Source organism: Sphingomonas sp. GW821-FHT10F09 (genome assembly GCF_058809195.1).
Window position 1 is genome coordinate 215002 of record NZ_JBXASI010000002.1, and the last position, 23458, is coordinate 238459.

A 23458-nucleotide genomic window follows, 5' to 3' on the forward strand; every position below is an offset into this window, starting at 1 on the left:
TGTAGAGCGGGGCGATGGCGACCCCTGTCTTCCTGACCGTCGATACCGAATTCGCCTGGCGGCATCACGCCGCCGGTCTGGATGTCGAGACGATCTATGCGCGCTCGCTGGAGCCGGCCGGGGTGGGGCTGAGCCATCAGCTCGATGTGCTAGCGGCGCACGGGCTGAAGGCGTGTTTCTTCGTCGATCCGATGCCGGCGCTGGTGTTCGGGCTGGCACCGGTAAAGCGCATGGTCGATACGATCCTCGCGGCGGGCCAGGAGGTGCAATTGCATCTGCACCCCAATTGGGCCGGCGCCACAGCCGGCGATAGGGGCGCCAGCTTCGGTCGGTTCCAGATGCACGAATATGCACTGGACGAGCAGGTCGGGCTGTTGGTCGGCGCGACCGAACTGCTGGTCGCCGCGGGCGCGCCGCAGCCGATCGCGTTTCGCGCGGGGGGCTATGCCGCCAATGCGGACACGCTGCGCGCGCTGGCGGCGCTCGGCTTCGTCTATGACAGCAGCCACAATGGCGGCGAGCGAGCGGAGAGCCGGACCGGCCTCGCACCCGAACAGATCGCGCCGGTCCTGCATCACCTGATCGAGGTGCCGGTGTCGGTAATCGAGGATGCGCCGGGGATCTGGCGAACGTTTCAACTGTGCGCGCTGTCGAGCGCTGAGGCGGCCGCGGCGCTCGACCATGCCGCCGCGGAGGGGCATGCGGCGGTGACGATCGTCAGCCATGGCTTCGAACTCGCCAACCGTCTGGGAACGCGGGCGAACGGCGTGCATGTCCGGCGCTTCGACACCCTGTGCCGGTTGCTCGGCGCGCGGCGCGACGAACTGCCGACGATGCATTTCGCCGACCGGCCGGCATTGCCGCTGGATCGCGACGACCGGCCGCTCGCGGCCAACGCGCTGCGGCGGCGGTTGCGGCAGGCGGAGCAGCTCTGGTCGAACTGGGTGGCGGAGCGCGCGGCATGACCGCGGTGGCGCTGCGCTTCCAGATCGGCGCGCGGACGCTGGCATCGGTCCGGCGGCGGCTGGTCCGGGTCGCACTGTCGCTCGACGACGTGCTCGCCGGAACGGTGCCGACGCTGCCGCCGGGGGAGGGGGACGGCTATCTCGTCACCTCGCTGCCGGCGGCGCTGGTGGACCGGATCGACGGACGGGGGCATGCGGCGGTGGTGCGGCAGCGCTACACGCGATTCTACACCGACCTCGGGATCGGATATGACGCCTGGCTCGCCGGGCTGTCTGGATCGGCGCGATCGACGCTGAAGCGCAAGACGAAGAAGGCGGCGGCGGCGGGGATGGCGATACGGGCCTATCGCACGCCCGACGAGCTCGCGGACTTCTATCCGCTGGCACGGGCGGTGTCGGCAAAAACCTATCAGGAGCGGTTGCTCGACGCGGGTTTGCCCGAAGATGCGGCGTCGGTCGCGCATCTCCATACGCTCGCAGCGGCGGACGGGGTGCGGGCGTGGCTGTTGTCGATCGGCGGCGCGCCGGCGGCGTATCTGTGCTGCACTGCGCAGGGGACGGCGTTGCGCTACGATCATGTCGGGCATGATCCGGCGTTGAACGACCTGTCGCCGGGGACGGTGTTGCAGGCGGCAGCGATGCGGGACCTGTTCGGCGACCGCTTCGCGCGGTTCGATTCCACCGAGGGCGAGGGGCAGCACAAGCGGTTGTTCTCGACCGGCGGGGTCGATTGCGTCGAGCTGCTGCTGCTGCGGCCGACGCTGGCGAATCGCGCGACGCTGGCGGCGCTGAGCGCGTTCGACGGGGCGATGGCGCGGGCGAAGCGCGCGACCCGGCATCCGGCGCTGGCGGCGCTGGCAAAGCGGGTCAGGCGCTGATCCGGCGCTGATTTTGCGCTGATCCGGTCCTGATCCGGAGATGGCGGGGGGCGGTTCGGGCGCTATATCGGGTGCATGCACCTGAGCGCAGAAGCCATCGTCCTCGCCGTTCGCGCGCATGGGGAGCATGGTGCGGTGGTGCGGGCGCTGACCCGCGGCGACGGCGTGCAGCCCGGTTACGTGCGCGGCGGCCGGTCGCGGCAGATGCGGCCGGTGTTGCAGCCCGCCAATGCGATCGCAGGTGAGTGGCGGTCGCGAACCGGCGAGCAGCTGGCGGCGCTGACGATCGAGCCGCTGCACAGCCGCGCCGCGCTGCATGGCGAACCCCTGCCCGCCGCCGCGCTAGCCTGGGTGACCGCGCTGACCGCCGCGGCGTTGCCCGAGGCGCAGCCCTATCCCCGCATTTACGACGCGCTGGGCGGGGTGCTCGACGCGATCGAGGCGGCGCCGACGGCGCGGGGCTGGGCGAGTGCGCTCGCCCGGTACGAACTGCTGCTGCTCGCCGAACTGGGCTTCGGCCTCGACCTCGGCACCTGCGTGGTCACCGGTGGCGGGGAGGACCTCGCCTTCGTCAGCCCGCGCAGCGGCGGGGCGGTGTGCCGGGGGGCGGCGCATGGCTATGAGGAGCGGCTGTTCGCGCTGCCCGCGTTTCTGGCCGGGGGCGGGGCGGCGGACTGGCCCGATATCCTTGCGGGGCTGGCGATCACCGGGCATTTCCTCGCCCGCGACCTGCTGACCGATCGCCGGGCGGAGCCGCTGGTCGCGCGCGAGCGGCTGGTGGCGATGCTCAAGCGGGCGGGGTGAAAAGGGCGGTTGCGTGACGCGCGGGGGCGCGGCAAGGCAGGCGCCATGGCATTGATCGCACTTCTGCCGGGCGACGGCATCGGCCCCGAGGTTATCCAGCAGGCACGACGCGTGCTCGACGCGCTCGATCTCGACCTGCGCTACGAGGAGGCGCCGGTCGGCGGCGTCGCCTATCACACGCTCGGCCATCCGCTGCCGGAGACGACGCTGGACGTCGCGCGGCGCGCGGATGCGTTGCTGTTCGGTGCGGTCGGCGATCCGACCTGCGACAATCTGGAACGCGCGCTGCGGCCGGAGCAGGCGATCCTCGGGCTGCGCAAGCACCTCGGCCTGTTTTCCAACCTGCGGCCCGCGACGCTGTTCGCGGGGCTGGAGGATGCCTCGGCGCTGAAGCCGGAGATCGCACGCCAGATCGATCTCGTCATCGTCCGCGAACTGAACGGCGACGTCTATTTCGGTGAGAAGGGTCGTCGCACCACCGCCGACGGCCTGCGCGAAGGCTATGACATCATGAGCTATGACGAATCCGAAGTGCGCCGCATCGCGCGCGTCGGCTTCGAGACGGCGCGCCGCCGCAAGGGCAATCTGTGCTCGGTCGACAAGGCGAACGTGCTCGACACCTCGCAATTGTGGCGCGACGTGGTGATCGAGGTGTCGGCGGACTATCCCGACGTGACGCTGACCCACATGTACGTCGACAATGCCGCGATGCAGCTGGTGCGCAATCCGGGCCAGTTCGACGTGATCGTCACCGGCAATCTGTTCGGCGACATCCTGTCGGATCAGGCGTCGATGTGCGCCGGGTCGATCGGCATGCTGCCGTCGGCGAGCCTCGATGACGCGGGCAAGGGGCTGTACGAGCCGATCCACGGTTCCGCCCCCGATATCGCCGGGCAGGGCAAGGCCAATCCGTGCGCCGCGATCCTGTCGGCGGCGATGATGCTGCGCCATTCGCTGGGGGAGCCCACGGCGGCGGACCGGATCGAGGCCGCGGTGGCGCGCGCGATTAGCGACGGCGCGCGCACCGCCGATCTGGGTGGCACGATGACGACCGCCCGGATGGGGGACGCGGTGCTCGCCGTTCTGTGAGCGCGTTGCTCGAGATCGCGGTCGTCATCCCGACCTTCAACGAGAAGGCGAACGTGCCGACGCTGATCGCGAGGCTCGATCAGGCGCTGGCGGGGCGCCGCTGGGAAGCGATCTTCGTCGACGACGACAGCCCCGACGGCACCGCCGACGCCGCGCGCGAACTGGGGCGGCTCGATCCGCGGGTGCGGGTGATCCATCGCATCGGTCGCCGCGGCCTGTCCTCGGCGTGTATCGAGGGGATGTGCGCGACTGCCGCGCCCGTCGTCGCGGTGATCGACGGCGACCTGCAGCATGACGAGACGCTGCTGCCCGCGATGCTCGACCTGCTCCAGCGCGACGCCGAACTCGATCTCGTCGTCGGATCGCGCTTCGTCGTCGGCGGCGGCACCGGCGACTGGGACCGCGACCGCGTCGCCAAATCGGCCTTTGCCACCAGACTGTCGCGCAAGGTGCTGAAAGGCGACCTGAGCGATCCGATGAGCGGCTTCTTCGCGATCCGGACCGACCATGCGCGACGGCTGGCGCCCGAACTGTCGGCGATCGGCTTCAAGATCCTGCTCGACCTGATGACCGCGAGCCCCGTCGCGCTGCGCTTCGCCGAGCTGCCCTATACGTTCCGCGTGCGGACCGAGGGGGAGTCGAAGCTCGATCACGTCGTCGCGATGGAATATCTGATCGCGCTGTACGACCGGATGTTCGGGCGGTTCGTGCCGGTGCGGTTCGCGATGTTCTCCGGCATCGGCGTGCTCGGCGTCGGCGTGCACATGGGGGTGCTCGGACTCGCCATGCTGCTGGGGGCGGCGTTCCTGCCGGCGCAGATCATGGGCGCGGTCGCGGCGATGACGTTCAACTTCCTGCTCAACAATGCGCTGACCTATCGCGACCGCCGCCTGAAGGGGTTGCGCCAGCTGCTCGACGGCTGGGTGTCGTTCTGCGTCGTCTGTTCGGTCGGGCTGGTCGCCAATGTCGGGATCGCGGCGTTCGTCCACGATTTCCGCGACGGCGGCGCCGCCGCCTCGGCGTTGATCGGCATCCTCGTCGGCGCGGTGTGGAATTACGCGCTGTCGTCCAAGTTCGTCTGGGGCCGCTACTGAGTCACCCCTGGCCGCGGACTGGTCCGGGGTGGAACGACCGGGGCGTTGCGGCGGCATCCTGCCCGGTGCCGTCGGGGGTTTCGAACAGGTGCTCCAGCATCGCGGCCATCGCCATCTGGCCCTGCTCGGTCAGCCCGACATGGACGCGGCGATGGTCGTTGGGATCGGGATGGCGGGCGATCAGGCCGCTTTCCTGCAGGCGGTCGATCCGCCGCATCGCCCCCGCCGCGCTCTCGCCCGACATCAGCCGCAGATCCTTGACGCACAGGCGTTCGCCGGTGCCGGCGGCGACGAACAGGTCGATCATCATGTCCCAGGCGGGATCGACCAGCAGATCGCGCGGCAGGAAGGTGCTCATCGTCGCGCGCAGCTGGCGGGCATGACGGGCGCGGGCGAGCAGCGCCGCCGACATCGGCCGGCGCGACGGAGCGTCGCCATAGCGGGCGGCGGCACCGCAGCTTTCGTCACCACGGGGCGGGGTCATCGTTCGCGCAACGCTTCCTGCGCGCGATTCAGCGGCTTCAGCAGATATTGGAGGACGGTCTTGCTGCCGGTGTGGATATCCACCGTCGCGACCATGCCGGGGGTGATCGGGAAGCGCTTGCCCGCCTTGTTGGCCAGCGAGTCCGCGTTGGTGCGGACGAACACGCGGTAATAAAGCGTCTCCGGCTTCACCTCGTCGCGGATCGTGTCGGGCGAGATGCTGGCGACGGTGCCGTCAAGTCCGCCATAGACCGAATAGTCATAGGCGGTGACCTTCACCTTCGCCGCCTGTCCCGGGCGGATGAAGGCGATGTCGCGTGGCTGGATGCGCGCCTCGATCAGCAGCCGTTCGTCGAGCGGCACGATCTCCATGATGCGGCCGTTGGGCGGCACGACGCCGCCGATCGTCGACACCTCGATATTCTTGACCACGCCGCGCACCGGCGAGCGCAACGTAAGGCGCGACAGCGTGTCGGAGCGGCCGCGCACGACGGGCGCGAGGCTGTCGACCTCTTCGGTGACCTTGGCGAGGTCCTGCCGCGCCTCGACCATATATTGCGAGCGGAGGTCCGCCTTTTTCAGCGCCATGTCGGCGCGCTGGCGCTGCAGGCGCAGCACCTCGACGTTGCTCGCCGCGCCGACTGCGATCAGCGACTGGCCGATCGTCACCTCGCGCCCGATCAGCGTCAGACCCTGGTCGATCAGGCCGAGCGAGGATTGCAGGCTGCGGCGGCGCGTCTCGTACAGGCGCGTCTCGGCGGCCTTGAGGTCGGGATAGCGATCGAGCTCGGCGGGGAAGGACAGCGGCGTGCCGTTCGCCTCGGCGCGGAGGCGGGCGGCACTGGCCAGCGCGGCGCGGTATTTGGCGGCGCTTTCGTCGACGGTCGACCCCGCCTGCGTCGGGTCGAGCTGCGCGAGCAACTGGCCCGGCGTGACGATATCGTCCTGCCGCACGAGCAACTTCGCGAGGATGCCGCCCTCCAGCGATTGCAGCACCTGTTCGCGGCTGGTCGGCACCACCCGCGCCTCGCCGGTCGCGACCTCGTCGAGGCTGGCGAACCAGGCCCAGCCGAGCGCCGCGGCGAACAGGGCGGCGAGCAGCCAGACCAGCCGCCGCGCGGTGACGAGGCGGGTTTCGCCGTCGCCGCCGAACAGATGGTCGTCTTCGATGGCCAGCGTGGTCATGCCGCGGCACTCCGGGTTCCGCGCATCGTCGCGAGGATATGGTCCTTGGGTCCGTCGAGGACGATGCCGCCATTGTCGATGACGACGATGCGGTCGACGATGTCGAGCATGCGCGTGCGGTGGGTCGCGACGACAAGCGTGCGGGTGCGGCTCCAGAGCCCGAGCTGCTGGATGAAATGGCGTTCGGTCGCCTCGTCCATCGCCGCGGTCGGTTCGTCGAGCAGCGCGACCATCGGCTGGCGGAGCAGCAGGCGGGCGAGCAGCAGCGCCTGCACCTGCCCACCGGACAGCCCGAGCCCGCCCTCCTGCACGACATGGCCGAGGCCGTCGCGCAGGCGGCGGACCATGCCCTCCGCGCCTACCGTCGCCAGCACCGCCATGATCTCGCCATCCGCAGCGGCCGGTGCGCCGAGCGTCAGATTCTCGCGCAACGTGCCGTGGAACAGCCGGCTGTGCTGGGTGAGCAGGCCGACGTCGCGGCGCACGTCGGCGGGATCGACCTGATGCAGCGCGAGGCCGTCGAGCAGCACCTCGCCGGACACCGGCTGGAGCATGCCGGACAATCCCTGCAGCAGCGTCGACTTGCCGGCGCCGTTGCGGCCCAGGAGCGCGATCCGCTCGCCCGCCGCGATGTCGAGCTGCGGGACGGAGAGGGCGGGCGGGGCATTGGGATCGGCATAGGTGAACACGGCCGCGCGGAGCGCGAAATCGCCGGTGACCGCGGGCAGCGGGATGCGGTGATCGGCATCGGCGCTGTCGACGGGCAACGCCATGATCTGGTTGAGGCTGCCCATCGCCACCTTCGCATGCTGGAAGCGGCCGAGCAGCTGCGTCACCTGCGCCATCGGCGCCATCATCCGCGATCCGAGGATCGAGGTGGCGACGAGCACGCCGGTGGTGATGTCGCCGGCGATGACTAGCGGCGCGCCGACGAAGATGATCGCGGCATAGACGCCGTTCTGCACGCTCTGCGTCCAGACCGACAGGCTGTTGGTGAGGCCGCGCAGGCGCAGTTGCGCCTCGCCCGCGACGGCATTGTAGTGGTTCCACTGATGGTGGAAGCGATCCTCGGCCTGGAGGACCTTGATGTCCTCGATGCCCTGGATCGCCTCGACCAGCATCGCATTGCGCAGCGAGGATTCGCGCATCGATTCGGTGGCGAGGATGCGCAGCTTGCGCTGGGCGAGCAGGCCGGGCAGCAACAGGAGCACCAGCGCGCCGAGCGGCACCAGCGCGAGCGCGCCGCCGATATACCAGAGTACGGCGAGGAATAGCAGGAAGAAGGGCATGTCCGCGACCGTCGCGACGGTGGTGGAGGTGAGCATGTCGCGGACCTGGTCGAGGTCGCGCAACTGCGAGATGAAAGTGCCGGTCGAGGCGGGCCGCGCCCGGTTGCGGACACGCAGCGCGTGGCCGAAGACGCGGTCGGAGATGCGCAGGTCGGCGCGCTTGCCGAGGACGTCGACGATGTTGGTGCGCAGGCGGCGCAGCACGAAGTCGAAGCCGATCGCGATCAGCACGCCGACGAACAGGATGGTCAACGTCGGGATCGATCCCGCCGGCACCACCCGGTCGTAGACCTGCATCGAGAACAACACGCCGGCGAGCCCCAGCACGTTGGTCACGACCGAGGCGACCATGACATGGCCGTAGGAGGGGGCGTCGCGCATCAGGATCTGGCGCAGCCAGTGATCCTCGAACGGGCGGATATAGGTGTCGACGCGCTGGTCCGGGGCGGACCGCGACGGGCGCGGGGTGACGAAGCCGGTCGCCGCGGCGACGAGGTCGGCGAGGGGGAGGCGGGTCTGGCCGCCGCGGTCGCCGGGCAAGGTCAGGCAGGCATAGCCATCGCCATCGACCCCCTCGATCAGCGCGATCTCGCCGTCGGACAGGCGCGCGATCACCGGCAGCCGCCAGCCGGTCAGCCGGACGTCGCGCGGCGCGGTGAAGCGGACGGTCAGGCCAGTGGCGCGGGCGAGCGTGCGGATGCGGGCGTCGTCGTCGCCGCCGAGGTCCCATTGCGCCGCCAGCCGTGCGCGCTGTTCGGAGACGGGCAGGCGGTAATGGCGGGCGACGCGCCCGAGCAGCTCGAGCCAGCTGTCGATGCCGGTGGCAGGCGGGACCGCCAGCAGGGCGCTCACAGCGTTACCCCGCGGACGGCGGTGCCGGCGAGGCCGAAGGCGTCGCGCATCCGGCCGGAGAGGAACAGGCAATCCACCTGCAAACGGCGCAGGTCGTGCGCGGTGTTGACCGCTTCGTAGCGGACCTGCTGCAATTCCTGTTCGGCGTTGAGCAGGTCGACGAGCGTCCGCGTCCCCATTTCGAGATACTGGATGCGGTAGAGCCGGCCGGTCTCGCGCATGTTGTCCTCGCGCGCCGTCAGCGTCGCACCCAGCCGCGACAGGCTGTCGATCTGTTGCTGCGCCTCGGCGAGGCGCTGCCCGGTTTCGTTGCGGACGCGCTTCGCGCGCGCCTCCGCCGCGTCGAGTTCGTAGGAGGCGCCGCGGACCCGTGCCCTGGTGATTCCGCCGGCGAAGATGTTGCTCGTGACGCGCAGGCCGACGTTGTAGATGCTGCGCTGGCCGAACGGCGAGGCGAAGTCGGTCGAGGCGTCGCCGCCCAGCGCCAGCGTCGGATAGCGATCCGCGCGGCTGCGGCGCAGATAGGCCGATGCGCGCTCGGTCTGCGCATCGGCGGCCATCACCGCCGGCACGCTGTCCCAGTCGGACGCGGGCTGCGCGCAGCTGCGCATCAGCCAGTCGGGGACGTTCGCCGACACGGTCGCGGGCGGTGCCGCACGGCCGAGCAGGAAGGCGAGGTTGCTCGCCCAGCGACGGCGCTCCGCCTCGATCGTGGCGAGGCTGGCGGTCGTCGCCTCGACCCGCGCCTGCGCCTGCAACGCGTCCGAGCGGGTCGCGGCGCCCATCGTGGTGCGCTTGCCGACCAGTTCGCCGATCTGGCCGATGCTGTCCGCCTGATCTGCGGCGATCGCGTGCAGCGCGGTCGCACGCTGCAGTTCGATCAGCGCATAGGCCGTGTCGCGGATCAGCGTGTCGACCGCCAGCAGCATCTCCGCCCGGCCGACGCGGGTGCCGGCGCGCGCCGCGGCGACGTCGCTCGACACCTTGCCGAAATCGTACAGCATCTGCGACGCGCCGACCTGCGGGCGGGGGCGCCACGTACCGGTAACGCGGCTGTCGTAGCCACTGCCGACCCCGGCGCTGACCGTCGGCAGATAGCCGGCGCGGGCGGCGGCGACCTCTTCGCCGCGGGCGTTGAGCGCGCCCGCCGCCTCGATGATCGACGGGTGCCAGGCGACTGCCTCGCGCGCGGCATTTTCCAGCGTTACCGGGGCTCCGGCATCGGCGGCCATGCCGCTGCCGCAGATCCCGATTGCCAGCGCAACAATTGTCGCCCGTATCGCAAAATGACTATGGCAATAGTCCATGATGGTCCGATCCTCTTCTGTTATTCAGAAAAGGACCGGGACCTTTAATAAACAGTGTAGGGATGCTGACCTTTGTGGATATCAGCAACAATACTTTAGACGCGTTCTGGTTTGTTCAAACAACATGATTGGTTGTAATTCCATAACGGTCGTGATCTTCGGGGGAAACGACTAGGTAATCGAGCGGATCGGCGATAGCGGGCATCGCGCCGTTCATGACCGAGACCGGATGTTCGGTCGCCGGCATTGCGCCATGCTGATCGTCGGTCTGCGTCGCGAGATAATGGGTGAGCACGTTCTCGAGATCGCCCTGCCCCTCGAACAGATCGTAAGCGGCAAGGCTGATGGCCGTGCCTTCGGGAGCATGCGTCGTCGCCGCTCCGGGGGCGATGACGCCGTCGAGGGCGATGACGTCCGATTCCACGCTGCCGAAGGCCGTGATACCGGCGAGCGCGGCCGTCGCGGGCCCGTCCCCCGGCACGTCGATCGTGACGGTCAGCGTCGCGACTGACGTCGCGCCGTTCGGCTGCACCAGATGATAGGTGAAGCTGTCGACCAGATCGACCGCGGAATAGGCCAGCGTCGCGCTCGGCTGATAGCTGTAGCCGCCGGTTTCGTTGACGGTGAGCGTGCCGTACCGTCCGGTGAGGACGACCGGCGTGTCGCCGACCTCGGCAAAGCCGGTGCCGCGGTCGACGTGCAGCGCCGCGAACGGCGTGTTCGCCGTATCGTTGGCGAACAGATCGCCCTGCACCGTCTCGCGCGTCGCCAGTTCGAACCGGTCGAGCAACGTGGTCGTCGTGCCCAGCGAGACGGTGCTGCCGAAGCCGAGCACGGCGGTGCCGCTACTGACCGAATAGCTGTAGCTGCCGGCGGGCAGGTCATCGAGCACGAAAGTGGCCGTGGGGACGGCATTGCCGAGGGTGACCACCGACAGCACCGACACGTTGCGGATGACGGCGTTGCCGGCATCCCGCACGACCAGGTTGTAGGTCGGCAGCAACGCGAGATTGTCGGTGCGGGCGACGATCGTCACGTCAGCGGTCGTGTTGGCCTGCACCGTGAAGCCGCTGTTGCCGCTGCCGCCCAGCACGCCGGTGTTGTAGCTGAACGCGGTGACCGGCGGGGCGACGACCTCCACGTTGCGATAGGTGACATCGGCGATCGCTGCATCGTTCACCGCCAGCGGCGCGCCGGCGATGTCGCCGCTGCCGATCGTGATCGACAGGCTGGCGCTTTCGCGCTCGTTGTCGCTCGGATCGATCAGCGTGTAGGTGAAGACGTCGGTCCGGCCGATCGCCGCGGCATTGGCGTCGGGCGTGTAGGTGTAGCTGCCGTCGGTGTTGATGACCAACGTTCCCCAGTCGCCGTCGACGATCGTGCCATTGGCGGTGACCGCGGTGACGATGCCGTTGTGGGTGACGCTGTCGACCCGCGTCGCGGCGCTGACCACGTCGACCTCGCCGCCGGGGCCGGGATCGGTGATGACGTTGCCGCTGCCCGCCTGGGGGACGACCGACTGGATGTCGGTGAAGTCCGAATCGCGGCCGTTGACGATCAGGTCGCCGAGCACTCCGATGCCGGCAAGGCCGCCGTCGAAGGTGACGAAGGCACGGTAGCTGCCCGGCCCCAGCGTCTCCGTCGCGACCAGATTGTCGCTGAGCAGGCCGAGTTCGAGCAAGGTGCCGCCCGCCGTGCCGTTGACCGCGACCCAGTTGGTGCCGTCGAAGCGCTGCACGACGACCGAATAGCCGCCGCCCAGGCCGAGCGTGAGCAGGCCGTCATAAGTGAAGGTCGCATCGAGGCTGTGGCCCGCGGCGACGGTGAACTGGACGTTGGGGATGGCCAGCACCTGCGCCTGCAGGTTGACCAGCCCGAGTGCGACCAGCGCCACGTAATTGGCCGAGCCGGCGTTCACGTTCGTCGTCACCGGCACGATGTCGATCGAGGCGGTGTCGGTATTGCCGAACGCCTGGATATCGAACGGGGCGACCGCGGTGGCGGCGCCGGACACGTTGCCGGCGACATCGGCCTGGGTCGCCGATACGGTGGCGCCGGTGACCTGAACCGGCGAGAGCGGCACGGAGAAGCTGCCGTCGGTGGCGACCGTCGCGGTGCCGAGCAGCACGCCGCCGGCGCGCACCTCGACCCGGGCGCCGGGTTCGCCGGTGCCGGTCAGCGCGGTACCGTCGCCGCTGACCGTCAGGCCGGCGGGGGGCGGTGGTGCGGTGAGATCGGGCGCGGGCGCGTTGACGGGCGTGGAGGCGTTGCCCGCCGCATCGCGCTGCGTTGCGACCAGCACCTCGCCGTTGCGCTGCGGCGTGGCGAGCGTCACCAGATAGCTGCCGGAGCCGCCGACCACGGCGGTGCCGAGGATCGTGTTGCCCGGACCGGTGATCGTCACCGTCGCCCCGGGTTCGCCGAGGCCGGTTACCACATCGCCCTGGCCGCCGACCGTGGCCGTGGGGGTGGCGGGTGCGGTGCTGTCGGGGGCGAATGCCGGGGCGACCGGCGACGGATTGCCGGCGGGGTCGCGCTGGCTGGCGCCGAGCAGTTCGCCGTTGGTCTGCGGAACGGTCAGCAGCGCGGTGTAGCTGCCGTTGGCGGCGACGAGCCCGGTGCCGATCACCGTCCCGCCGGGGGCGGTGATGGTCACGGTTGCACCCGCCTCACCCGTGCCGGTGACGCTCGCGCCATCGGTCGAGACCGTGGCGGTCGGTGCGGCGGGGGCGGTGATGTCGGGCGCGGCGAGGCCGGTGGCGGGGGAGACGTTGCCGGCCGGATCGGTCTGCGTCACCAGCAGCGCCTGTCCGTTTGCCTGCGGCGTGGTCAGCGTGATCGTATAGCTGCCATCGGCGGCGACGAGCGCGCTGCCGAGCGCGCCGCCCGGACCGGTGACGCGGACGGTGGCGCCCGCCTCTCCGGTGCCGGTGACGGTCGTGCCGGTCGCGTCGACCCCGGCAATCGGTGCGGCGGGAGCCGTCAGGTCCGGTGCGACCGCATTGGCGGCGGGCGAGGCGTTGCCGGCGGCGTCCGCCTGGGTCGCGGTGAAGGCTTCGCCATTCACCCGCGGCGGCGCGAGCGCGATCGTGTAGCTGCCGTCCGCGGCGACCGGGGCGGTGCCGACGATCGTCCCACCCGGACCGGTCAGCGTGACCGTCGCACCGGGTTCGCCGACGCCACTGGCGCTCGTACCGTCGCTGGCGATGGCGAGGGTGGGGATAGCGGGGGCGGTGAGGTCGGGCGCGACCGCGACGACCGGGGCCGAGGCGTTGCCGCCGCCGTCGGTCTGCGTGGCGGTCAGCCGCTCGCCATCCACCTGCGGCGTCGACAGCGTCGCGCTATAGCTGCCGTCCGCAGCGACGGTGGCGACGCCGATCGGCGTGCCGGCGGGATCGAGGACCACGATGCGGGCGCCGGCCTCGCCGCGGCCGGTCACCGTCGTGCCGTCGGTGGACACGGCCGCGGTGGGCGCGAGCGGCGCGACCAGATCCGGGGCGAGGGCGGTGGCCGGGGGCGAGACGTTGCCGGCGGCATCCGCCTGGGTGACGGTCAGTGTCTCGCCATTGGTCTGCGCCGGGGTCAGCGTCGCGGCATAGGCGCCGTTGGCGGCGACGGTGGCGGTGCCGAGCGTCGCACCGCCGGGGCCGCGGATCACGACCGTCGCGCCTGCCTCGCCGGTGCCGGTCACCACGCCGCCGGTCGCGTCCAGCGTCGCGGTGGGGGCCATCGGAGCGGTCAGGTCGGGTGCGATGGCGGTCGCGGGGGGCGAGACGTCACCGTCCGCCTCCGTCTGGGTGACGCGGACAGTCTCGCCGTTGACCTGCGGGGGCGACAGCGCGACGCTGTAGCTGCCGTCGGGGTTGGCGGTGCCGGTGGCGATCACCGTACCGGTCGCATTATAGACGGTGATCGTCGCACCGCCGAGGGCCGCGCCGGCGACGGTGGCGCCGTCCGTGCCGACCGTCGCCGTGGGTGCGGCGGGGTCGGTATCGACGACCAGATCGGGTGCGGTCGCGCTGACGGCCGGCGAGACGTTGCCCGCCGCGTCGGCCTGCCGCACCGACAGCGTCTCGCCGTCGGTCTGTGCCGTCGCGAGGGTGACGGTGTAGCTGCCGTCGGCGGCGACCGTAGCGGTGCCGATCGCAACGCCGAGCGGGTTGCGCACCGTGACGGTCGCGCCGGCCTCTCCGGTGCCGGTGAGCGTCAGGCCATCCGCCGCGACGCTGGCGGTGGGCGCCGCGGGGGCGGTCAGGTCCGGCGCGGTCAGCGGGGTGGCGGGCGAGACGTTGCCGGCGGCGTCCGCCTGCGTGACGCGGAGCGCCTGGCGGTCCACCTGCGGCGTGGCGAGGGCGACGCTGTACGTGCCCTGCGCGGTGACGAGGGCGGTGCCCAGCGACGTACCGTCCGCCGCACGCACGGTGACGGTCGCGCCCGCCTCGCCCGTGCCGGACACGATAGTGCCGGTGGGATCGAGCGCGGCCGGGGGTGCCGGTGGCGCGGTGATGTCGGGCGCGGTCAGCGGCAGATTGGGGGAGAGATTGCCCGCGGCATCGGCCTGACCGACGGTGAGCGCCTCGCCATTCGCCTGTGCCGGGGTGAGCGTCGCGGTGTAGCTGCCGTTCGCGGCGACGGTCGCGTTGCCAATCGCCGCGCCGGCGGCGTTGCGCACGGTGATCGTGGCACCGGCCTCGCCGGTACCGGAGACGGTCGCGCCGTCGCCGCTGATGATCGCGGTCGGTACAGCGGGTGCGGTGATGTCCGGCGCGGTGACGCCGACACCGGGGGAGGCGTTGCCGGCGGGGTCGCGCTGCGTCACCGACAAGGTTTCGCCGTTTGCCTGTGCGGGGGTAAGGGTAACGGCATAGCTGCCGTCGGCGGCCACCGCGGCGCTGCCGATCGCGGCGCCGGCCGGGCCGGTGATCGTGACGGTCGCGCCGGGTTCGCCGGTGCCCGACACGATCGTCCCGTCGCCGTTGATCGTCGCGGTCGGCGCGGCGGGGGCGACGCGGTCGGGGGCGAGCGCGTCGGTGCTGCCCGAGACGTTGCCGGCGGGATCCGCCTGCGTCGCGCCGAGCCGCTCGCCGTTGATCTGCGCCGGGCTGATCGTGGCGGTGTAGCGGCCGTCCGCGGCGACGACGGCGGTGCCGATCGTCGCGCCGGCGGGGCTGGTGATGGTGACTGTCGCGCCGGGTTCGCCGGTGCCTGCGACCGAGGTACCGTCGTCGCCAACGCTGAGCGTCGGTGCGGCGGGCGCGGTGATGTCGGGCGCGACCGCGCTGGTCGGGGACGAGACGTTGCCGGCCGCATCGGCCAGTGTCACCGATACCGTCTCGCCATTGGCCTGCACGGGGGCGAGCGGGACGGTATAGCGGCCGTCCGCGGCGACGGTGGCGCTGCCGATGACGGTGCCGGTCGCGTCGCGGACGGTCGCGATCGTGCCGGCTTCGCCGGTGCCGGTGACGGCGGTGCCGTCCGCGGCGACCGTGGCGGCGGGGGCGGCCGGGGCGGTGATATCGGGCGCAGCGAGGCTGGTCGCGGGCGAAACGTTGCCCGCCGCATCCGCCTGGGTGACGGACAGGGTGCCGCCATTGGCCTGCGCCGTGGCGAGGACCACCGCATAGGCGCCGCCGGCAGCGACGGTGGCGGTGCCGAGGATCGTGCCGTCGGCCGCGCGCACGGTCACCACCGCGCCCGCCTCGCCGGTGCCGGTGACGATGCCGCCGGTACCGTCGAGCGTCGCGGCGGGGGCCGCGGGCGGCGTGAGATCGGGGGCGATGGCGGTCGCGGGCGGCGACACGTCGCCATCCGCCTCGGTCTGGGTGACCCGCACCGTCTCGCCGTCGATCCGCGGCGGGGTGAGCGCGACGCTGTAGCTGCCGTCGGGATTGGCGGCGCCGGTGCCGATCGCATTGCCGTTGGCGTCGTACAGCGTGATCGTCGCGCCGCCGATCGCGACGCCGGTCACCGCGGCGCCATCGGCCGCAACGCTGGCGGTGGGGGCGGGCGGATCGCTGTCGACGACGAGGTCGGGCGCGGTGGCGGTCGCCGGGGGTGAGACGTTGCCGGCGGCGTCGGCCTGACGCACGGCCAGCACCTCGCCATCGGTCTGTGCGGGCGTGAGGGTCGCGCTGTAGCTGCCGTCCGCGGCGACGTTGGCGGTCGCGATGACGGCCCCCAACGGGCTGCGCACGGTGACGGTGGCGCCGGGTTCGCCGATGCCGGCGATGCTGGAGCCATCCGCGGCCACGGTTGCGGTCGGTGCGACCGGTGCGGTGAGGTCCGGCGCGGTCAGCGGCACGCCGGGCGAGGCATTGCCGGCGGCATCGCTCTGCGTCACCGTCAGGATCTGGTTGTTCACCTGCGGGGTCGCGAGGACGACGGCATAGCCGCCCTGCGCATTGACCGTCGCGCTGCCGATCTCGACGCCGGTGGCATCGCGCACCGCGACACGTGCGCCGGGCTCGCCGGTGCCGCTGACCACCGTCCCGGTCGCATCGAGCGTCGCGAGCGGCGCCGGTGGCGCGGTGATGTCGGGCGCGGTCAGCGGCAGCGGCGGCGCGGCATTGCCGGCGGCGTCGACCTGGATCACGCGCAACGCTTCGCCATCGGCCTGCGCGGGGGTGAGCGGCGCGCTAAAGGTGCCGTCGGCGGCGACGGTCGCGCTGCCGAGCACGGTGCCGGCGGCGTCGGTGACGGTGATGCGCGCGCCGGGTTCGCCCGCGCCGGCGACGACCGTGCCGTCCGCGTTGATCGCCGCGGTCGGCTGCGCGGGGGCGGTGAGGTCCGGCGCGATCGTGCTCGCGATGCCGGAGGCGTTGCCGTCGCCATCGGTCTGGCGCGCGTCGACCCGCTCGCCATTGACCTGCGGCGTGGTCAGCGTCGCGCTGTAGCTGCCGTTGGCGGCGACGACGGCGGTGCCGATCGTCGCGCCGGCGGGATCGGTGATCGTCACGCGCGCGCCGGGCTGGCCGCTGCCGCTCACCTGCGTGCCGGTCGCGTCGATCGCGATCGTTGGCGCGGCCGGGCCGGTGATGTCGGGCGCGGCGATGGCGGTCGGCGGCGAGACGTTCCCCGCCGCATCGACCTGCGTCACGGTCAGCGCTTCGCCATCGGCCTGCGGCGGCGAGAGGGTGACGGTATAGCTGCCGTCGACGGCGACGACGGCGGTGCCGATCGGGGTGCCCGCAGGGCCGGTGACGGTGACGGTGACACGGCTGCCGGGCTCGCCGGTGCCGGTAACGACCGTGCCGTCGCCATTGATCGTCGCGACGGGCGCAGCGGGGGCGGTGATGTCGGGGGCGGTGAGGCTCGTCGCGGGCGAGGCATTGCCGGCCGTGTCGGTCTGGGTGACGGAGACGGTGCCGCCATTCGCCTGCGCGGGCGAAAGCGCGACAGTGTAGCTGCCGTCGGAGGCGACGACGGCGGTGCCGATCGGGGGGCCGGCGGTTCCGGTGACGGTGACACGGCTGCCGGGCTCGCCGGTGCCGGTGACGACGGTGCCGTCGCCGTTGATCGTCGCCAGTGGCGCGGCGGGGGCAGTGATGTCGGGGGCGTTGAGGCTCGTTGCGGGCGAGGCGTTGCCAGCCGCGTCCGTCTGGACAATCGAGACGGTGCCGCCATTCGCCTGTGCGGGCGAAAGCGCGACGGTGTAGCTGCCGTCGGCTGCGACAACGGCAGTGCCGATCGGGGTGCCGGCGGGGCCGGTGACGGTGACACGGCCGCCGGGCTCGCCGGTGCCGGTAACGACCGTGCCGTCGCCGTTGATCGTTGCGACGGGCGCAGCGGGGGCGGTGATGTCGGGCGCGGTGACGCTGGTGGCGGGCGAGGCGTTGCCAGCTGCGTCTGTCTGCGTGACGGAGACGGTGCCGCCATTCGCCTGCGCGGGCGAAAGCGTGATGGTGTAGCTGCCGTCGGCGGCGACCACGGTGGTGCCGATCGGAGTGCCGGCGGGGCCGATGACGGTGACACGGCTGCCGGGCTCGCCGGTGCCGGTGACGACGGTGCCGTCGCCGTTGATCGTTGCCAGTGGCGCGGCGGGGGCGGTGATGTCGGGGGCGGTGAGACTGGTCGCGGGCGAGGCGTTGCCGGCCGCGTCGGTCTGGGTGACGGAGACGGCGCCGCCATTCGCCTGCGCGGGTGAGAGGGTGACGGTATAGCTGCCGTCCGGCCGCACGGTGGCGGTGCCGATCGGGGTGCCGGCGGGGCCGGTGACGGTAACACGGCTGCCGGGCTCGCCGGTGCCGGTGACGACCGTGCCGTCGCCGCTGATCGTCGCGACCGGCGCGGCGGGGGCGGTGATGTCGGGCGCCGCCGTGCTGGTGGCGGGAGACACGTTGCCCGCAGCATCGGTCTGGGCGACCGACAGGGTGCCGCCATTGGCCTGCGGCGTCGACAGCGTCACCGTATAGGTGCCGTCCGCGCCGACGAGGCCGGTGCCGATCACGGCGCCGGACACGTCGCGGATCGTGACGGTCGCACCTGCCTCGCCGCGGCCGGTGACCGTCGTGCCGGTCGCATCGATCGCGGCGGTGGGCGCGGCGGGGGCGGTGATGTCGGGCGCCTGGACCGGCGTTGCCGGCGAGACGTTGCCGGCGGGATCGGCCTGCGTGATCGTCAGCCGCTCGCCATTGACCTGCGGCGGCGCGACGGTGGCCGTATAGCTACCGTCTGCCGCGACCACCGCGGTGCCGATCACGGCGCCGGCGGCGTTGCGGATCGACACGGTCGCGCCCGCTTCGCCGCGGCCGACGACCGCGGCGCCGTCGCCACGGACGGCGCCGGTCGGCGCGGCGGGCGGATCGCGATCCGGTGCGGGGGTGCCGGGATCGGGTTCCTGCCCGCCGCTCGGCCGGGCGTCATCGTCCCCGCCGCTGCCGCTCGCGATCGCGGCGATGCCGGCGGCGGCAGCGAGACCGCCGAGCAGCGCGGGAATGGCGAGCGACGATCCGCCGCTGCCGCCGTGCGCCGCGAGCAGGTCGTCGAGGTCCTGGATCAGCGAGAAGCGCGGCGTGCCGGCGCCCGGCTTCGCCAGCCACAGGCTGCCGTCATTCTCGCGCAGGACGAGATCGTTGGGGATGGTGGCATTGGGCGGATAGAAATCGACGATGCGGATGGTCTCGCCATCGACCAGCCGGATGATGAGATCGTCGCCCTGCTGTTCGAAGCCCGCCACCTGCGCACGGGTGATGTCGAGGCGGACGATGCTGGGGGCATCGAGATCGATCGCGGCGCCGGCCACTTCGGTGATCGCACCGGTCGCCTTCGAGATCACTTCCACGTTCATCACCGTCTCCCTTTGGGGGACCGGCACCCGTGTCGTTACGCGACTCGGGAAGGGTGCGGGTCCGTCACGACCATGAACCGCCCCGCCCCCGCCTGGCTGCCTGGATTCCGGTTCCGGAACCAATTCCCGTTGCCGCGACGGCGTCCGCCCCTAGCCTGACACCCATGGATCAAGAGGCCGAATATCTGCGACGGCGCGAATTGCGGGAACTGCGCATGGCCCGCCGCGCGCGCTGCCCGCGGGCGAAGGGCGTCCATCGCCACCTCGCCAGCGTCTATGCCAGCCGGAGGGCGGCGATCGACCCGCATGCGCCCGGCCGCCCATCGCGCTGGGCGGCATTCGTCGCGCTGCTCCGGACCGTCTGGAGCGGCGGGCAGGCGGCGCGGCACGACGCAGGCGCGCATTCGGCCGACAGGGTCGATCCGGCCTGATCCCGATTTCGGATTTCCGGCGGATGATTGCCGTTTGACGTCATGGTCGCCGCGATGGCAGGGAGCGTTCGGGTTCGCGCGAAGCGGAGCGAAAGTTCGAACATGGCGACTGATAATGCGGCACGCCTCGCCGAGGCGCGCGACCTGGTAGAGCGGGCGATCCGGCTGGTCGTGGCGGCGGACGAGACGCTCGCCGCGGCGGAACTGGAGCAGGCGCTCCACACGATCCACGATCGTGCCGCGCAGGCGGCCCGCCTCAGTTCAGGCTCGGTACCCGGGCGGCCATCTGCGATTCAATGACGGCGCGGCAGGTGTCCGCCATCATGCGGAAACCGGTCTCGGTCAGCGTCGCCGTCCCGTCGCGCACCGCCACGAGATCGCGCTGAACGAAGACGTCGGTCCAGCGTCGCGCGACCGCGGGCGCGGCGGGCGTCGCCTGGACGAGGTCGGCGAGCGACAGCGCATGGCCATCGGCGACGAAGAGCGCCAGCAGCATGTCGAGCGACGGGCAATGGACGAATTCGGGCGGCATCGCCCTTTGCATCGCCCGGCGCGCAGCGATCAGGCCGAGTGCGGCGCCGTGCAGCTGTTGCAGCATGACGGGGGATCGCATCGCGATCGTTTTCGCCCAGAATTCGACCAAGCGCTCGTCCGACACGGCTGTTCCTCGACCCGATCTGCCCTGCAAACGCAGTCTGGGTAATTTGGTTTAACAAAAAATGTTCAGCTAATTCATTTTGTTGGTCTTGTCCCTGCCGCAATGGCGGTGCGACGCGCGGTTCCGAAAGCCGATACGGCGATCCCGTTCATGGTCCGGACGGGCGAAATCTGCGAAAGGGCAGCGTGCAGCTGGTGCCGGCGCGATGGCGCGCGGCGATGATGGGATAGAGATGACGAGGATGATCGACCGGCGCGGCCTGCTGCGCGATGGGGCGCTGGCCGGGGGCGGCATGGCGATGGGGCTGCCCGCCCCCGCATGGGCGCAGGGCGTGTCGCAGGGGACGTCGCAGGGCCTCGCCGATGCGCTGCCGGTGGTGTCGGGCGAGGCGATCACGCTGCGGATCGCGCGCGAGACGATGCGGATCGACGGGAAGCCGTCGCGCGCGATCGGCATCAACGGCAGCGCGCCGGGGCCGCTGATCCGCCTGCGCGAGGGTCAGGATGTCGCGATCCGCGTCGTCAACGCGCTCGATTCCGACACGTCGCTGCACTGGCACGGCCTGCTCGTGCCGTTCCAGTATGACGGGGTGCCGGGCGTGTCCTTCCCCGGCATCCGTGCCGGCGAGGCGTTCACCTATCGCTTCACGGTGCGGCAGAGCGGCACCTATTGGTATCACAGCCATTCGGGCGGACAGGAGCAGGAGGGGCTGTACGGGCCGATCGTGATCGACCCCGCGGCGGCGGACCCGGTGCCGTTCGACCGCGAGCATATCGTGATGCTGTCCGATCACAGCCCGGCGAGCCCGGCGGCGATCTTTCGCCGGATGAAGCTGCAACCGGGCTATTACAATTACCAGCGGCAGACGCTGGGCGGGCTGATCGCGGGCAAGGACCAGCGCGCCGGCGAGCGGCTGGACTGGGGCCGGATGCGGATGGACCCGGCGGACATCGCCGACGGCACCGGTGCGACCTACACCTATCTGGTCAACGGCCGCGGGCCGGCGGACAATTGGACGGCGCTGTTCCGGCCCGGCGAGCGGGTGCGGCTGCGCATCGTCAACGCCGCGGCGATGACGACGTTCAACGTGCGGATCCCCGGGCTCGCGATGACCGTCGTCGCCGCCGACGGACTGGCGGTGCGGCCGGTCGCGGTCGACGAATTCCAGATCGGCGTGGCCGAAACCTATGACGTGATCGTCGCGCCTGCCGAAGCGCGCGCCTATACGCTGGTCGGCGAAAGCGTCGACCGGTCCGGCATGGCGCGTGCGACGCTGGCGCCGCAAGGCGGCATGGCCGCCGCGGTGCCGCCGCTGCGTCCGCGGCCGCTGGCGACGATGGCCGACATGGGAATGGGTGGGGGAATGGCCGGGGGAATGGCCGGGATGCCCGGCATGGATCACGGCGGGATGGCTGGGATGGACCATGGCGGGATGGCCAGCTTGGACCATGGCGCGATGCCCGGCATGGATCATGGCGCTACGGATCATAGCGCGATGGATCACGGATCGATGGCGATGCGTGATTTCGCGGTGGCGCCGCAGGTCAAAAAGGGAGCGGGGGTGCAGACCATCTCTCCCATGCCGGTCGACCGGACCGGTTATCCGGGGCAGGGGCTGGAAGACGTCGGCCATCGCGTGCTGACCTATCGCGACCTGATCGCGCTGAGCCGCAACCCAGACGTGCGGGCGCCGGGGCGGCAGTTCGACGTGCATCTGACCGGCAACATGGAACGGTTCATGTGGTCGTTCGACGGGGTCAAGATGTCGGACACGCACGTCCCCTTCGCCTTCACCGAGGGCGAGCGGGTGCGGGTGCGCCTCGTCAACGATACGATGATGGCGCACCCGATCCACCTGCACGGCCATTATTTCGAGCTGGTCACCGGCCATGGCGCCTATGCGCCGCGCAAGCATACCGTGATCGTCCAGCCGGGCGGCATCGTCAGTTTCGACCTGACCGCGGATGCGGTGGGCGACTGGGCGTTCCACTGCCACATGCTCTACCACATGCTGGCGGGGATGATGCGTGTGGTGAGCGTGCGTCCGCGCGGAGAGGCGGCATGAGCGCGCTGCTGGGTGCGCTGCTCCTCGCCGGCGGGGCGCAGGATCACAGCATGCACAGCATGCCGGGCATGACGATGCCGATGCCGGCGGCGAAACCCGCCGTCCGCGCCAGGGCGAAACCGGTGCCGAAACCCGCGCCCCGACCAGCGGCGCGCCGACCCGCGAAACCGGCCGCGCGCGCCGCTCCGCCACAGCCGCAGGCGGAGCCGGCGATGGACCATTCGACCATGGACCATTCACAAATGGACCATTCGACCATGGATCATGCGACGATGGATCACGGCGCGATGGCCGGGCCCGCGGAAAAGCTGGGGACGGACCTGCCGCCCGGTGATGCAGCCGCACCGCCACCGCCCTTGCCGCATTATGCCGACCGGATCTGGGACCCGGCGGCGATGGCGCGGGGCCGGGCGATCATGATGGGGCCGGACGGCGGCGGGCAGCGGTTCGCGCAGGTGATGGTCAACATCGCCGAATATGGCATCCGCAACGGCCGCGACGGCTATCGTTGGGATGGCGAGGCGTGGATCGGCGGCGACATCGACCGGCTCGTGCTGAAGAGCGAAGGGGAGGGCGATGTCGGCGGCGGGCTGGAGGCGGCGGAGGTCCGCGCGCTCTACAGCCATGCGATCGGGCCGTATTTCAATCTGCAGGCCGGTGTGCGGCAGGACATCCGGCCGACGCCCGCGCGGACCTTCGCGACGATCGGGGTCGCCGGCCTCGCGCCCTATTGGTTCGAGGTGGAGGCCGCGGCGTTCGTCTCGACCCGGGGCGAGCTGCTGGGCCGGGTCGAGGCCTATTACGACCAGCGGCTGACGCAGCGGCTGATCCTGCAACCGCGTGCCGAATTCAACCTGTCGGCGGGCGATACGCGGCGGATCGGGCTGGGCAGCGGCGTCACGTCGGCCGATCTGGGCATGCGGCTGCGCTACGAGGTGCGGCGCGAGTTCGCGCCCTACGTGGGGCTGAGCTGGGAACGTGCGCTCGGCGGCACCGCCCGGATCGCCCGCGCGAGCGGCCGCGATCCGGGCGGGGCGGCGCTGGTGCTGGGGATCCGGACCTGGTTCTGACC

At 71.3% G+C, this 23458-nt stretch carries 15 protein-coding genes; 9 read left to right on the plus strand and 6 right to left on the minus strand.

Going from position 1 to position 23458, the window contains the following annotated elements; translation table 11 throughout:
- Positions 1-14 precede the first annotated feature (14 nt).
- From AC1RTO_RS09115 to AC1RTO_RS09135, 5 genes are all read left to right on the plus strand, one after another.
- Positions 15-965 (plus strand): polysaccharide deacetylase family protein, encoded by a 951-nt coding sequence (locus AC1RTO_RS09115; RefSeq protein ID WP_493160553.1) that lies wholly within the window; start codon positions 15-17, stop codon positions 963-965.
- On the plus strand, positions 962-1843 hold the full coding sequence (locus AC1RTO_RS09120; protein ID WP_493160554.1) for a GNAT family N-acetyltransferase: 882 nt from the start codon (positions 962-964) through the stop codon (positions 1841-1843). Before AC1RTO_RS09115 ends, AC1RTO_RS09120 begins: the two co-directional genes overlap by 4 nt.
- A gap of 75 nt (positions 1844-1918) precedes the next feature.
- Entirely contained in the window at positions 1919-2647 is a 729-nt protein-coding gene (gene recO, locus AC1RTO_RS09125; RefSeq protein WP_493160555.1) for a DNA repair protein RecO, read from the plus strand.
- A gap of 45 nt (positions 2648-2692) precedes the next feature.
- A complete protein-coding gene (leuB, locus tag AC1RTO_RS09130; protein WP_493160556.1) occupies positions 2693-3736 on the plus strand; it encodes a 3-isopropylmalate dehydrogenase in 1044 nt (347 codons plus the stop codon).
- A complete protein-coding gene (locus AC1RTO_RS09135) occupies positions 3733-4830 on the plus strand; it encodes a glycosyltransferase family 2 protein (protein ID WP_493160557.1) in 1098 nt (365 codons plus the stop codon). The genes leuB and AC1RTO_RS09135 overlap by 4 nt, the downstream gene beginning before the upstream one ends.
- A 1-nt stretch (position 4831) precedes the next feature.
- Here the strand turns inward: AC1RTO_RS09135 and AC1RTO_RS09140 are convergent, their stop codons facing one another.
- The 5 genes from AC1RTO_RS09140 to AC1RTO_RS09160 all read right to left on the minus strand — a co-directional run bounded on the left by AC1RTO_RS09140 (position 4832) and on the right by AC1RTO_RS09160 (position 19232).
- Complete coding sequence (locus AC1RTO_RS09140) at positions 4832-5314, minus strand: MarR family winged helix-turn-helix transcriptional regulator (RefSeq protein ID WP_493160558.1); 483 nt, start codon at positions 5312-5314, stop codon at positions 4832-4834.
- On the minus strand, positions 5311-6498 hold the full coding sequence (locus AC1RTO_RS09145) for an HlyD family type I secretion periplasmic adaptor subunit (protein WP_493160559.1): 1188 nt from the start codon (positions 6496-6498) through the stop codon (positions 5311-5313). Before AC1RTO_RS09145 ends, AC1RTO_RS09140 begins: the two co-directional genes overlap by 4 nt.
- Positions 6495-8639 carry a type I secretion system permease/ATPase gene (locus tag AC1RTO_RS09150; protein ID WP_493160560.1) on the minus strand — a complete coding sequence of 715 codons (2145 nt, stop codon included), beginning with the start codon at positions 8637-8639 and terminating at the stop codon, positions 6495-6497. The genes AC1RTO_RS09145 and AC1RTO_RS09150 overlap by 4 nt, the downstream gene beginning before the upstream one ends.
- Positions 8636-9871 (minus strand): TolC family protein, encoded by a 1236-nt coding sequence (locus AC1RTO_RS09155; RefSeq protein WP_493160561.1) that lies wholly within the window; start codon positions 9869-9871, stop codon positions 8636-8638. Before AC1RTO_RS09155 ends, AC1RTO_RS09150 begins: the two co-directional genes overlap by 4 nt.
- A 190-nt stretch (positions 9872-10061) precedes the next feature.
- Positions 10062-19232, minus strand: a complete 9171-nt coding sequence (locus tag AC1RTO_RS09160; protein ID WP_493160562.1) for a BapA/Bap/LapF family large adhesin — start codon at positions 19230-19232, stop codon at positions 10062-10064.
- Between the two features lie 164 nt (positions 19233-19396).
- Between AC1RTO_RS09160 and AC1RTO_RS09165 the strand changes: the two genes are divergently transcribed.
- Together AC1RTO_RS09165 and AC1RTO_RS09170 are read left to right on the plus strand one after the other, a co-directional pair.
- On the plus strand, positions 19397-19663 hold the full coding sequence (locus tag AC1RTO_RS09165; RefSeq protein WP_493160563.1) for a hypothetical protein: 267 nt from the start codon (positions 19397-19399) through the stop codon (positions 19661-19663).
- A 102-nt stretch (positions 19664-19765) separates the two neighbouring features.
- Positions 19766-19963, plus strand: coding sequence for a hypothetical protein (locus AC1RTO_RS09170; protein WP_493160564.1), 198 nt, complete (start codon positions 19766-19768; stop codon positions 19961-19963).
- On the opposite strand, the gene AC1RTO_RS09175 is transcribed toward AC1RTO_RS09170, so the two are convergent.
- Complete coding sequence (locus AC1RTO_RS09175; protein ID WP_493160565.1) at positions 19920-20321, minus strand: hypothetical protein; 402 nt, start codon at positions 20319-20321, stop codon at positions 19920-19922. The two genes, AC1RTO_RS09170 and AC1RTO_RS09175, sit on opposite strands and share 44 nt — an antisense overlap.
- A gap of 232 nt (positions 20322-20553) precedes the next feature.
- Here AC1RTO_RS09175 and AC1RTO_RS09180 point away from each other — a divergent pair, with 232 nt between their 5' ends.
- Both AC1RTO_RS09180 and AC1RTO_RS09185 read left to right on the plus strand, forming a co-directional pair.
- A complete protein-coding gene (locus AC1RTO_RS09180; RefSeq protein ID WP_493160566.1) occupies positions 20554-22386 on the plus strand; it encodes a copper resistance system multicopper oxidase in 1833 nt (610 codons plus the stop codon).
- The gene (locus AC1RTO_RS09185) at positions 22383-23456 is read left to right on the plus strand and encodes a copper resistance protein B (RefSeq protein WP_493160567.1); all 1074 of its coding nucleotides are present in this window, start codon (positions 22383-22385) and stop codon (positions 23454-23456) included. Before AC1RTO_RS09180 ends, AC1RTO_RS09185 begins: the two co-directional genes overlap by 4 nt.
- Positions 23457-23458: the final 2 nt, after the last annotated feature.